Raw genomic sequence first — 13,041 nt, 5'->3', positions numbered from 1 at the left:
AAGTCCATATGAATGGATCCGCCCCGATGCTGCAGCACTCCTTCGACGTGCACCATCAGGGCTAAAGCGCTTTAGTAGACAGGTGTTGTGAAGATGTCTTCTAAAGCGGTTTAGTTAGAGAATAGCATAGATTGAGTCGACTGCGTCACGGCGTGTCGCAGCATTATCCACGACACAACGGCCGTACGGGCCGACGGAATCCACGATATGGACCGCCGGACCGTACGGCCGCAGACCGTCATCGGCGGATACGCAGAATCGCCAGCTGGAACGGATCCAGCTGCACGCGGGCGCCCTCGACGGGTCGGGGACCGTCCTGCGCGAACGCGCGGGACAGTTCGGCGTCCAGCATCGGCTCTTCGAGCACGTCGACCTCCTCCACGCTCGCACCGGCGAGCGCGGCGTCGACGTGCAGCGTCGCGCTGGCGGCGCCGCCGGCGGCCTCGTACAGGCGCACGATCACGTCACCCGAACCGTCGTCGGCCGGCTTGATCCAGTCGAGCACGACCGAGCCGGTCACGTCGGTCAGCGACACCAGCGGGTCGAGGGCCGGCAGGCGGTCGATGACGGGCGCGTTCAGGCGTGACGCCTCGGCCAGCACGGCGTCTATGTGCGCGTCGGCGACGACGGACCATGCGAACGAGTGCTCGCCCTGGTCGGTGCGCGGATCGGGGTAGAGCGGCGCGCTCAGCAGCGACAGGCGCACCATCGTGCCGCGGCCGGCGCCGTGGGCGGCGTCGCCGTGGATCGGATGCACGTCGGAGCCGTATGTGGAGGCGTTGACCACGGCGGCCGCGTAGGAGGCGTCGGCGACGCGCACGAAGCGGTGCGTGCAGCTTTCGAACTTGGCCTCATCGCCTCTGGTGTTCTTGGCGATCGGCCGTTCGACCATGCCGTACTGGCATTCGTACTGGGCGTTGACGGCCTGCACGCCCAGCGGCAGGTCGACCTTGAGGAACTTCTCGACCGCATGCCAGTCCACGTCGGCGGTGAAGTCGAGCGTGTCGGAGCCGGGGCGCAGCGTGATCGCGGTGGCGATGCGCACGCCGTCGGCGCGCGTCACCGCGTGCACGGTCACGGAGCCGTCATCGGCGCGCTCCACGCGCTCCACTTCGGCGTCGGTCAGGGCCGACGCGGTCAGGAACGCATCGCGATGGATGTCCCAGGCGTCCCACTGGTACGGTTCGTCGGTCAGCAGCTCGTAGCGTCCCATGCGCGCACCCGCCGGCACGATCTCGCGGCCGGTCTTCAGGTCGGTCAGCGAGGAGACGGTGCCGTCGGCCTCGACGACCGCGCGCAGACGTCCGTTGTCGAGCGTCGTCACGCCATCATCCTCGCGCACCGACACCGCGTCGGCGGCGGGCGCGGCCGCGGACGGGCGTACGGTCCACGCCGCGCACGTCTCGCGGGCGTACGGCACGACGACCGCGTCGTCGACCATCGCGGCGGACGGGTCGGCGGCGCCGATTGCGGCGACGGCGTCGGCGATGAGCCCGCGCAGTCGGGCGATGTCGCGCGCATACTCCTCGCGGGCCTGACGGTGCACCCAGGCGAGCGCCGAGCCGGGCAGGATGTCGTGGAACTGGTTGAGCAGCAGCGTCTTCCAGATGCGGTCCATCTCCTCGCGCGGGTACACGTAGTCCGGGTTGCGCACGCCGGCGAGCGTGAACAGGTATTCGGCCACGCGCAGCATGGACTCCTCCTGGCGGCAGCCGCGCTTCATGCCCTGCTGGGCGGTGAGCGTGGCGCGGTGCAGTTCGAGGTACAGCTCGCCCTTGAACACCGGGGTCTCGCCCTCGCCGTGGTCGACGATGTCCTCGCGCACGCGGTCGAACAGTTCGTCGGGGGTGCCGAAGCCGACCTTGGGAGCGCCGGCGAGGTCATGGTCGCGGCGGATGCGCGCGGTCATCTCGCGGGTGGGACCGCCGCCGCCATCACCGAAGCCGTACAGCAGAATCGCGTTGCGCGACAGGTCCTTGTCGAGGAAGTTGCGCTGCGAGTAGGCCAGCTCCTTCATGCTCATGGACGAGCAGTACGTGTCGGACGGCGGGAAGTGGGTGAGGATGCGCGACCCGTCGATGCCCTCCCACAGGAACGAGTGGTGCGGGAACTTGGTGGTGTCGTTCCACGAGATCTTCTGGGTGAGGAACCACTCGAAGCCGGCGCGGCGGGCGATCTGCGGCCATGATCCGGTGTAGCCGAAGCTGTCGGGCAGCCAGATGCCGCGCGGGGTGACGCCCAGATGCTCCTTGAAGTAGCGTGTGCCGAACGTGATCTGGCGGATGAGGGATTCGCCGGAGGGGATCATGTTGTCGGATTCGACCCACATGCCGCCCACCGGGATGAAGCGCCCCTCCTCGATGCGCCGCTTCATGCGCGCGAACAGGTCGGGGTGTTCGGCTTCGAGCCACTCGTACTGCTGGGCGGAGCTCATCGCGTACGTGAAGTCCGGGTCCTCGTCCATGAGGGCGAGCACGTTGGAGACGGTGCGGGCGACCTTGCGGCGAGTCTCGCGCACCGGCCACAGCCAGGCGGAGTCGATGTGCGCATGACCGACGGCCACATGGTCGATGGCGCTGGACGAGGCGTGTTCGGCCAGCACGCCGGCGAGCGCCTCGCGGGCGGCGGGCAGCGTGTCGAGGTGGCGTTCGTCGTAGCGGTTCATCGAACGTTGGAGCGCCTTGGCGAGCTGCCAGTAGCGCGGGTCGTCGTCCTTGAGTTCGCGCATGAGCGAGGAGACGGTCTCCAGGTCCATCGCGTAGGCGAACATCTCCTCGTCGAAGACGGTGACGTCCATGCGCGAGAGTGTGTACGGGAAGTCGCATTCACCGGTGGGCCCCTCGCCCAGTTCGGTGGGCGAGTACGGGGTCGGGCCTTCGACGAACGGGTTGGCGGCCGCTTCGATGTAGACGGTGAAGCCGCCGTGCTCGTCGATGTCGACGGTGGAGGTGCCGTCGGCGTAGACGAGCGGGATCCAGTGGTTCTTCGGGTTGGCGGATTTGATGGCGGTGCCGTCGGCGCGGTAGACGAGGCCTTCGGACTGGAAGCCGGGGCCGCGGTGGCCCAGCCAGCCCAGGTCGACCATGAGCTCGACCTTGCGGCCCTTGACTGCCTCACGGTCGATGGTGCCCTTGACTTCGAACCAGGTGGTGCCCCAGGTGGTGCCCCATACGCCCGGCACGGCGAAGTCGTGGAATTCGATTTCGCCGGCGCGCACCTTGGCGAGGAACTCGCCCGAGGGGACGGGTTCGCCCGGGTTGTCGTGCGCACGCAGGGTGCATGAGGAGAGCGTGGTGTGGATGCGCGGTTCGACGCGCTGCCACAGGATGCGGTCGCAGCGGCTCAGCTGCTGCTCGGGGATGAGGAACATGGGTGTGTCGGCTCCTTTGCAGGTCGGTTGGGTTGGTTTCGCGGGTGAGCGGCGACGGGCGGCGGCGCGTGCGGTGCCGCCGCCCCGGATATCGATGCCGTCGTGTCAGCGGCGGCTCAGGCGCAGCGTGGCCAGCTGGAACGGGCCGAAGCGCAGCTCGGCGCCTTCGGCCGCCACCGGGGCGTCGGCCTCGGAACGCAGCGCGCGCGGCAGGTCGTCGGCCAGCGTGTTCGTCTCCAGCACGCCGGTCTCGCGCACGCTCGCATCGGCGAGCGCGTCGGCGACGTGCAGCCGGGCCGCGGCGTGGCCGCCGACGGCCTCGTGCACGCGCACGATGAGGTCGCCGGAGGCGTCATCGGCGGTCTTGATCCAGTCGACGACGACCATGCCGGACGTCGTCTCGACCGTGGCCGGCGGCGCGATCGCGGGCACGTCGTGCAGGAGCGGCGCGTTGATCGCGCACGCGGCGTCGACCGCACGCTCCGGCGTCGCGTCGGCGACGACCGCCCAGCGGAAGTCGTGCGCGCCCAGGTCGGTGCGCGGATCGGGGTAGACGGGCGCGGACAGCAGCGACAGACGGAACATCGTGCCCGCGCCGGCGCCGGAGGCCGGGTCGGCGGCGATCGGCGCGGCGTCCGATCCGTAGATCGAGCCGTTGACGACCGCGACCGCGTAGGAGGCGTCGGCGATGCGCACGTAGCGGTTGACGCTGTTCTCGTACTTGGCCTCGTCGGAGGCGCTGTTCTTGACGACCGGGCGTTCGACGACGCCGTACTGGCAGTCGTACTGGGCGCGGTCGGCGACGACGTTCACCGGCACGTCGACCTTGAGGAAACGCTCCCGGGCATGCCATTCGACGTGGGCGGCCACGTCGAGGCGGCGCGCGCCGGGCCGCAGCGAGAACGTCGTGTCGATGACGCTGTCGCCCTCCCGCGTGCGCACGTCGACGCAGGCGACGCCGTCGGCGACGCGCACGGCGACGATCTCGCCGGCCAGCGGCGTCGCCATGAGCAGCGCCTCGCGGTCGATCTCCCACGCGTCGTAGACGATCGGCTCGTCCTTCATCAGCTCGTAACGGCCCAGACGCGCGCCGGCGGGCACGATGTCGCGGCCGCGCGCCTCGTCGACGAGCGACGAGACGGTGCCGTCGGCCTCGACGACCGCGGTGAGCAGGCCGTTGGACAGGCGCACGCGGCCGTCGGACAGCTTGTCCGCGGTCGCCGGCGCGGCGTCGGCGGGCGCGGCGTCGGCGGCGGCGAGCCAGGACGTGCCGTCGGCGCGGTACTGGCTGATGCGCGCGTCGGCCAGCAGGTCGGCGTCGGGGTTCGCGCGGCGCAGCACGGCGCACATGTCGGCCGCGATCCCGCGCAGGCGGGCCAGGTCGCGCTCGTAGTCCTCGCGCGCCTCGCGGTGCACCCACGAGATCGACGAGCCGGGCAGGATGTCGTGGAACTGGTTGAGCAGCAGCGTCGTCCAGATGCGGTCCATCTCCTCGCGCGGGTAGACGTACTCCGGGTCGGCGAGCACGGCGGCGGCGCCCAGGTATTCGACCGTGCGCAGCAGCGACTCCTCGGCGCGGCAGCCGCGCTTCATCGCCTGCTGGGCGGTGAGGGTGCCGCGGTGCAGCTCCAGGTACAGTTCGCCCTTGTACGTCGGCATCTCGACGCCGGCCTCGGCCTCCAGGTCGGCGCGCGCGTCGGCGAAGAAGTCGTCGGGGGTCTCGATGGCGACGCGGGAGACGCCCTCGACGTTCCCGAAGCGGTGCAGGTGGTCCATCATGTTGCGCGTGGGGCCGCCGCCGCCGTCGCCGAAGCCGAACAGCATGAGCGAACGGTCGGTCAGGTCCTTGTCGCGGAAGTTGCGTTCCGCGTAGTCGAGCTCCTTGGCCGTGGCCCACGCCGCGTACGTGTCGGACGGCGGGAAGTGGGTGAAGATCGGCGTGCCGTCGATGCCCTGCCACATGAACGAATGGTGCGGGAACTTCGTGGTGTCGCTCCACGAGATCTTCTGCGTGAGGAACCACTCGTAGCCGGCGCGGCGGGCGATCTGCGGCCAGGCGCCGGTGTAGCCGAAGCTGTCGGGCAGCCAGATGCCCTTGGGCTCCACGCCCAGCTTCTCCTTGAAGTAGCGGCGGCCGTAGGAGACCTGGCGGATCAGGGACTCGCCGCACGGCAGCATGCCGTCCGCCTCGACCCACATGCCGCCCACCGGGATGAAGCGGCCCTCGTCGATGCGCGCCTTCATGCGCGCGAAGATGTCGGGATGGTCCTGTTCGAGCCACGCGTACTGCTGGGCGGAGCTCATCGCGTACTTGAAGTCCGGGTCGGCGTCCATCAGTGCCAGCGCGTTCGAGACGGTGCGGGCGACCTTGCGGCGCGTCTCGCGCACCGGCCACAGCCACGCCGAGTCGATGTGCGCGTGGCCGATCGCGCCCACGCGCATCGACGACGCGCCGGCCGGGCTGGACAGCACGCCGGCGAGCGCCTCGCGGGCGGCGACGACCGTGTCGGGGGCCTGCTCGTCGAAGACGTTCATCGAGCGCTGGAGCGCCTTGGCGAGACGCCAGTAGCGCGGCGTCTCCTTGTCGGCCAGCTCCATCAGGGATGCGGCGACGTCGAGATCGACGCGGTACAGGTCGTAGCGGCGGTCGTAGACGGTCAGGTCGGCGGCGCGGAACACGTACGGCTCGTCCGGCCTGCCGGTGGCGCGGTCGCCCAGTTCGGTCTCGATGAACGGGGGCACGCCGAGCAGCAGCGGGTTGCTGGCGGCTTCGAGGTAGAGGGTGAAGGAGCCGTCGTCGCCGATCGGGAAGAGCGCGGCGCCGTCGGCGTCCATGAACGGGACCCAGTGGTTGAGCGGGTGGACGGCCTTGACGGCGGTGCCGTCGGGACGGTAGACGAGGCCTTCGATGTGGCCGCCGCACGAGTGCTCGTACCAGCCGAGGTCGAGCATGAGCTCGAGGGGCATGCCCTCGGGGCGGTCGGCGGGGATGCGGCCGGTGATGCGGAACCAGACGGTGCCCCAGGTGGTGCCCCATGCCGAGCCCATCGTGAAGGGCTCGAAGGGGATGTCGCCGGCGTGTTCGCGGGCGAAGAACTCGGTGTGGGGCATCGGCTCGCCGGGGATGTCGAACGCCTCCACGCCCAGATGCGTCAGCACCGGGTGGATGTGGGGCTCCACGCGCTGGCGGATCACCCGCCGGCAGCGTTCGAGTTGCTGTTCTGGCTTGAGGAACATGGTGGCCTCTTCACTTCCCTGTATCGTGTGGTGTGCGCCGCGGCGGCGCGTCGAACGGCTACGTTGTCGTGGTCCGGCCCGGTGGGACGGCCGGCACGCCTTTCGCGGCCCGGTTCCACGGGGCCACTAAAGCGCTTTAGTACATTGTTGCCGTTCGTCCCGGGACTGTCAAGCGAACCGCGTGGGCGTGTTCCCCGGACACGCTCCGCGTCGCCGCCACGCCCGCACGCCATGCCGATACGACGAGGCCCCCGCATCCCAGGCGCGCCGGCGACGTGCGACGGATGCGGGAGCCCCTCCCGATGCGGCCCCCGATCAGGCGATCTCGCGGATCGGACGGCACGGGTTGCCCACGGCGACCACGTTCGCCGGGATGTCCTTCGTGACGACCGAACCGGCGCCGATCACCGTGTTGTCGCCGATCGTGACGCCCGGGCAGACGACCACGCCGCCGCCCAGCCACACGTTGTTCCCGATCGTGATCGGCTCGCCGGCCTCCAGCTTGTCGCGACGCATCGTCGGGTCGATCGGGTGAACCGGGGTGAGCAGCTGCACGTTCGGGCCGATCTGGCAGTCCTCGCCGATCGTGATCGGCAGCACGTCCAGCGCCGTCAGGTTCATGTTGATGAACGTGCGCGCGCCGATGCGGATGTTCTCGCCGTAGTCGACGAACAGCGGGGGCTTGACGTACGCGCCCTCCCCCAGCTCGCCCACCAGCTCAGTCAGATAACGCATCGCATCCGGGTCGCCGGCCAGCGTGGCGCGGTAGTATTCGTCGCACAGCGCGTAGCCCTTCCGGCTGATGCGGTTGCTCTCGGGGTCGTCGCCGCCCACGTACCAGTCGCCGGCGAGCATGCGCTCGCGGTTGGTGCGCGGATCGTTCTGGAAATAGTGCTCCTCGGCGTATTGCGCCGGCGTCATCGCGGTGTCGTCACTCATGCGACACGACGATACCCGTCGTTGCGTACATTCGTACGCAACGACGGGTATCGTGGCGCGCAGGGCACGCGCCGACGGCGACGGCGGGACCCCGCCGGCCGCGACCGCAGCCGGCCGCAGCCATGCCGCAACGAAGGGAGCATCACATGACCGACGGCATCATCGACGACGGGAACCTCGGCGACGACCGCATGACCGACGCGGCGGCGCACGCCACCGACGGCCGCACGATGAAGCAGCTCATGCTGGCCGGCGAGTACTACCGCAGCACCGACCCGGAGCTCGACGCCGAACGCGAGCACGCCAAGGACGTCGTCTACGACTTCAACATGACCCGGCCCACGCTGCGCGCCGAACGCGAGGCGATGATCCGCGGCTTCTTCGGCCACGTCGGCGCCAACTGCTGGATCGAATCGCCGTTCAACTGCGACTACGGGTACAACATCAGCGTCGGCGACAACTTCTACGCCAACGCCGGCGCATGCATCCTCGACTGCGCGCCCGTCACCATCGGCGACAACGTGTGGTTCGGCCCCAATGTGGGCATCTACACGCCCGAGCACGCGTTCGACCCGGCCGAGCGCACCGACGGCTGGGAGCACTCGCTGCCCGTCGTCATCGGCGACGACGTGTGGGTGTGCGGCGGCGCGACGATCGTCGCCGGCGTGACCATCGGCTCCGGCTCGGTCATCGCCGCCGGCGCCGTCGTCACGCGCGACGTGCCGGAGCGCACGCTCGTCGGCGGCGTGCCGGCGCGCGTCATCCGCGAGATCACCGACGCCGACCGGCTCGGCCTTCCCCTGCGCGGCTGACGGCGGCGCGGCAGCCTTCCGTCCCATCAACCCGCGGCGACCGACGGAATCCCACGATTCCGGGCATAATGGGAGACGACGGCACGAACCGCCGGCGGGAGACGACGGGACCAAGACGGGAGGCGGACATGGAACTGCGCGTGCTGCGGTATTTTCTGGCGGTCGCCGAGGAGGGCAACATCACGTGGGCGGCGCAGCTGCTGCGCATCTCCCAGCCCACCCTGTCACGGCAGCTGCGGCAGCTGGAGGAGGAGCTGGGCGTCACGCTGTTCGAGCGCGGCGCCCACGCCATCGCCCTCACCGACGAGGGACGGCTGCTGTACGAGCGGGCGAGCACCATCGTCGCCCTGGCCGACAAGACGCGCGCCGACCTGACCGCGAGCGCCGGCGAGCTGACCGGCGACGTCGCGGTCGGCTGCGGCGAGGTGTGGGCCATGTCGTTCCTGACCGACCGGATGGCCGCGTTCCGTGCGATCCATCCGCGGGTGCGGTTCGCCGTGTCGAGCACGACGGCCGACGTGATCCAGGAACGTCTCGACCAGGGGCTGCTGGACTTCGGCCTGCTCACCGAGCCGGTGGACGTGTCCGCATACGAGTTCCTGCATGTCGATGTCACGGAACGCTGGTGCGCGCTGGTGCCGGACGGGCATGCGCTCGCCGGCTGTGACGCCCTGTCGCCGGCGGATCTGACGGATTGCGACCTGCTGCTGCCGTCGCGCGAGTCGGTGCGGCGCGTGGTGACGAACTGGTTCGGCCGGTCCGAGGACGATCTGCGGATCGCCGGATGGTGCAATCTGCCGGCGAACGGCGCGACCATGACGGCGCACGGGTTGGGCGTGTACCTGTGCCTCGACCTGGGGATCGAGTATCCGGGCGTGCGGCGCATACCGTTGAGCCCCGCTCTGGGCAGCGGGTCGGCGGTCGTGTGGAAGCGGCATGGCGCCGCCTCCCCCGCCGCGGCCGAGTTCGCGCGGTTCCTGCGCGGGTGAGACAAGCGCTTCCTTCCCATCGCGGCCTCGCGCACCCGTCATGCTTACGGCAGCGTACACGGCTCGCCGCAACCACCGCACGTCCGCATCTTCAGGCGGCCGTTTCGTGGATTGGTATGCGGGTCTTTCGTTGAGGCGCGTGCTTTTCCATGGAATCGACGTTCATGCCCATGAACGACTACGGATATGACGGGGCGCCCGACCGGAGGAGACCAGTCGGGCGCCGTGCGCCGTCGGATGGCGTCGCTCCCGGGGCAGCGGGGCGATGCCGTGTTCGGTTATCCCGGATGGACCGGGGGGGCTTACTTGGCGGAGGCCTTGCGGCGGGAGACGAAGCGCTTCACTGCGAGCGCCTCGAGGGCGAGGAGGACCACGGCGAGCGCCACGTCGGCCGCGATCATCGCGATCTTCCAGGCGGGCGTCGGGTCGGACGGCTCGCCGTCCGCGTAGCGCCAGCTGTTGACCGCCGTGTACAGGATGTTGTGCACGGCGCGGCGCATCGCGATCACGGAGGTGGCCGAATGGTCGGTCACGTGGTTCGTGGTCTCGGTGGAGGCGAGCATGATGTCGGTGTAGCCGCGGATCGCCTGGTCGGCGGTCTGGTAGCCGTAGTTCGTGCCGGAGAAGTAGTCCGTCTCCAGCATGCCCTTGAATCCCCATTCGTCGCGCAGCACGGTCTGGTTGAGACCGGTGTGGGCGCTGGCGTACGTGTTGCCGATGTAGTTGAACGCGCCCATCATGGCCTGCGCGTCGCCGTCGGCCTTGACGACCTCCTCGAACGGGCGCAGGTAGATCTCGCGGATCGCCTGCTCGTTCGACCAGGTGCACAGCTGGCCGTTGCGTTCGGTCTCCTGCTCGTTGAGCGCGAAGTGCTTGGTGAACGCGTACACGCCGCGGTCGGCGGCGCCGAGCACCTGCTCGACGGCGAGGCCGGCGGTCAGGACCGGGTCTTCGGAGAAGTATTCGAAGTTGCGGCCGCCGAACGCGCTGCGGTGGTTGTTGATGGACGGGGCGTACCAGCCGGACACCTGCATCTCGTGGGCCATGTCGCCGATGGTCTCGCCGTACTGGCGGGCGAGGTCCTTGTTCCACGAGCAGGCGAGCGCGATGTTCGCCGGCAGGCCGATGGAGCCGACGCCGGTGAAGTTGTCCTTGAGGGCGGCGGGGCCGTCCACGTCGGACAGGCGGATCTTGCCGATGGATTCGATGGCGGCGTTCTGGTAGCCGCCGTTGGCGATGATGTCGTCCATCTCGTCGAAAGTGAGCTGGTCGAGCAGCTGGTCCCACTTGGCGTCGTCGTAGTCGGCGCCGCGCAGGTCGATGAGGCGCAGGCCGTTCTTCGCGCCGGTGGTCGGCATCTCGTCGTCGGCGTCGTCGAACTTGGTCGGATCGTAGTTGCCGTTGTTGTAGAACGTCGCCTTGACGTCGTCGCTCATCGCGTAGTCGGTGGGCGCAGCGGTGGCCTCGTCGTAGTTGGCGAAGTGGCCGGCGCGGCTCAGGTAGGTGACGTCGCCTTCGGCGTCGTCGAAGACGTTGGTCGCGACGATGGCGTCGCCGTTGTGCGTGTTGTCGTCGGTGTCGTAGGTGATGGTCTCGGGCACGTCGATGACGGCCGAGGCGATCTCCTCGTGCGAGTTCTCGTTGATGGAGACCGTGTAGTCGCCTTCTTCGAGCACATACGCCTTGGCGTTCTGATAGTCGTAGGAAGCCATGTCGTCGTCGTCGAATTCGATGGTGACGGTCTGGGATGCGCCCGGTTCGAGCAGGTCGGTCTTCTCGTAGGCGACGAGGTTGGCGGTGGCCTTCTCGATGCCGCCGTCGGTGTACGGCGGGTTGACGTACGCCTCGACGACGTCCTTGCCGGCCACGTCGCCGGTGTTGGTGACGGTCACGTCGAACGTGATCTTGCCGTCGGCGTAGGTGACGTCGCCCATCTCCTGATCGAACGTGGTGTAGCTCAGGCCGTAGCCGAACGGGTACTGGACGAGCGTGTCGTAGTCGACGAGGCCCTCGTCGGCGGCGGTCTCCCAGAAGCGGTAGCCGACGTAGATGCCCTCGACGTAGTTGACGAACTTCGGGGAGCGGGTGCCGCGGGCGGATTCGACCTCGAATTCGGCGACGTTGTTGTACTGGAAGGCGCCGAAGTTGTTCCAGTTCGGCGCGGCGGTCAGGTCGGTGAGGAACGTGTCGGCGGTGCGGCCGGACGGGTTGACCTCGCCGGTCATGACCTCGCCGAGCGCCTCGAAGCCGGCCTGGCCCGGGTGCGGCGCCCACAGGACGCTCTTGATCTGCGGATAGTCGTTGAGGAAGCCGAATTCGAACGCGTTGGCGCCGTTGTAGACGAGGGTGACGTTGTCGAAGTTGGCGGTGACCAGGTCGATCATGTCCTTTTCGGACTGGCTGAGCTCGAGGTAGTGGGTGCCTTCGGGGAAGTCCTGGTAGTCGGCGGAGTTGTCGTTGTAGATGACGCCGTCCTTGTTCATGTCGGTCGGCAGGTCGAGGCCTTCGCCGCCGACGCGGCCGATGACGACCATCGCGTCGGAGGAGAAGTCCTTGGCGTCGGCGATGAGCTGGTCCGAGTAGGTGGAGGCGGCCGGCTCGGGCAGCGTCCAGTCGGCGGCGGTGACGGAGATCACGCCGCGTTCGGTGCTGTAGTCGGTGTAGAACTCGGTGAGCGCGTCGTTGGTCTCGTAGCCGGCGTCGTGCAGGCCGTCGAGCAGGGACGTGGTGTCGTAGCCTTCGGACAGGGCGCCGGAGCCGGTGCCGCCGTAGATCGGGTTGGTGGACGCCCAGCCGAACACGTTGAGCTTGCCGGCCTTGAGCGGCAGGTTCGCGTCGTCGTTCTTGAGCAGGGTGATGCCCTCGCGTTCGATGTCGACGGCCAGGTCGTTGGTCTTGGCGATGGTGTCGGCGGTCAGCTCGTGCTTTTCGGCGGTGGCCATCGTGATCATGCTGTTGAGCGGGCCGGTGAGCATCATCGTGACGGAGGCGATGGCCGCGACGCCGACGACGACCCACGACGTGGAGTGCGTCAGCTTGCGCACGGCCTGGTCCTTGACGGTCTTCGCGTTCACGCCGATGGTGACCGCGAGCGCCAGCACGATGAATGCGGCGATGGCGATGAGTTCGCCTTGGATGGACTGGACGACCGCAATGACGTCATCCATATTTATCTCGAGCATGGCTCTCCTTTCCTCCCCCGCTTCCGTGCGGGATGCGTTGGCTTCATTGTGGGCGGCTTCGCCCGTTCGGGATAATGCCCGTCATGTATGCGATGCCATGCACGGCGGGCATACGACGCCCGTCGATGTGCCGGAATCGTAGTGTTCGCAACGGTTTTGCGGCCGGCGTGGCCGTCGCCGCCGCGATGGGCGGCGCGCATGGGCGGCGATAACCTGTCGTTTTGCGCGCATAATCTGTCACCGCTCCGGAGCATGGTTCACGACCGGCGGTCAACGGCCCGTCCTCAGCGACGATGCTTTATGTCGGTGGATGCAATAGGACCGTCATTCATGCCGATACTCACATATGATGCGTATCGATCATCCAGCTCCATGCCCGCACGGCATGGACGAGCATCGGCGGCGGCTATTGGACGGCGGGACACGACGGTGATGCAATGGGGGCATGACCAGCGCAACCATCAGCGAACCCATCACCGAAAGCGATACCGACGCCATCATCGGCGGCGCGA

General features: G+C 68.6%; 6 protein-coding genes. 2 read left to right on the top strand and 4 right to left on the bottom strand.

The genetic code is table 11. From position 1 onward, the window contains the following. Positions 1 to 238: 238 nt before the first annotated feature. From D2E24_RS04305 to D2E24_RS10710, 3 genes are all read right to left on the bottom strand, one after another. Positions 239 to 3,370, bottom strand: coding sequence for an alpha-mannosidase (locus D2E24_RS04305; protein ID WP_125968089.1), 3,132 nt, complete (start codon positions 3,368 to 3,370; stop codon positions 239 to 241). Positions 3,371 to 3,475: 105 nt separating this feature from the next. Further along, positions 3,476 to 6,607: an alpha-mannosidase gene (locus D2E24_RS04300; protein WP_125968088.1), complete on the bottom strand. Its 3,132-nt coding sequence runs from the start codon at positions 6,605 to 6,607 to the stop codon at positions 3,476 to 3,478. 315 nt (positions 6,608 to 6,922) lie between these two features. Beyond that, positions 6,923 to 7,546: a sugar O-acetyltransferase gene (locus D2E24_RS10710; protein ID WP_277594666.1), complete on the bottom strand. Its 624-nt coding sequence runs from the start codon at positions 7,544 to 7,546 to the stop codon at positions 6,923 to 6,925. A gap of 146 nt (positions 7,547 to 7,692) precedes the next feature. Here D2E24_RS10710 and D2E24_RS04290 point away from each other — a divergent pair, with 146 nt between their 5' ends. Beyond that, positions 7,693 to 8,358 (top strand): sugar O-acetyltransferase, encoded by a 666-nt coding sequence (locus tag D2E24_RS04290; RefSeq protein ID WP_206430923.1) that lies wholly within the window; start codon positions 7,693 to 7,695, stop codon positions 8,356 to 8,358. 128 nt (positions 8,359 to 8,486) lie between these two features. Beyond that, entirely contained in the window at positions 8,487 to 9,347 is an 861-nt protein-coding gene (locus D2E24_RS04285) for a LysR family transcriptional regulator (protein ID WP_125968087.1), read from the top strand. Between the two features lie 302 nt (positions 9,348 to 9,649). Here D2E24_RS04285 and D2E24_RS04280 read toward each other — a convergent pair whose 3' ends face one another. Beyond that, on the bottom strand, positions 9,650 to 12,529 hold the full coding sequence (locus D2E24_RS04280; protein WP_125968086.1) for a glycoside hydrolase family 3 protein: 2,880 nt from the start codon (positions 12,527 to 12,529) through the stop codon (positions 9,650 to 9,652). Positions 12,530 to 13,041 lie beyond the last annotated feature (512 nt).

This window comes from Bifidobacterium samirii (genome assembly GCF_003952945.1).
Lineage (GTDB): Bacteria > Actinomycetota > Actinomycetes > Actinomycetales > Bifidobacteriaceae > Bifidobacterium > Bifidobacterium samirii.
This window is presented reverse-complemented; position numbering and strand designations above follow the sequence as displayed.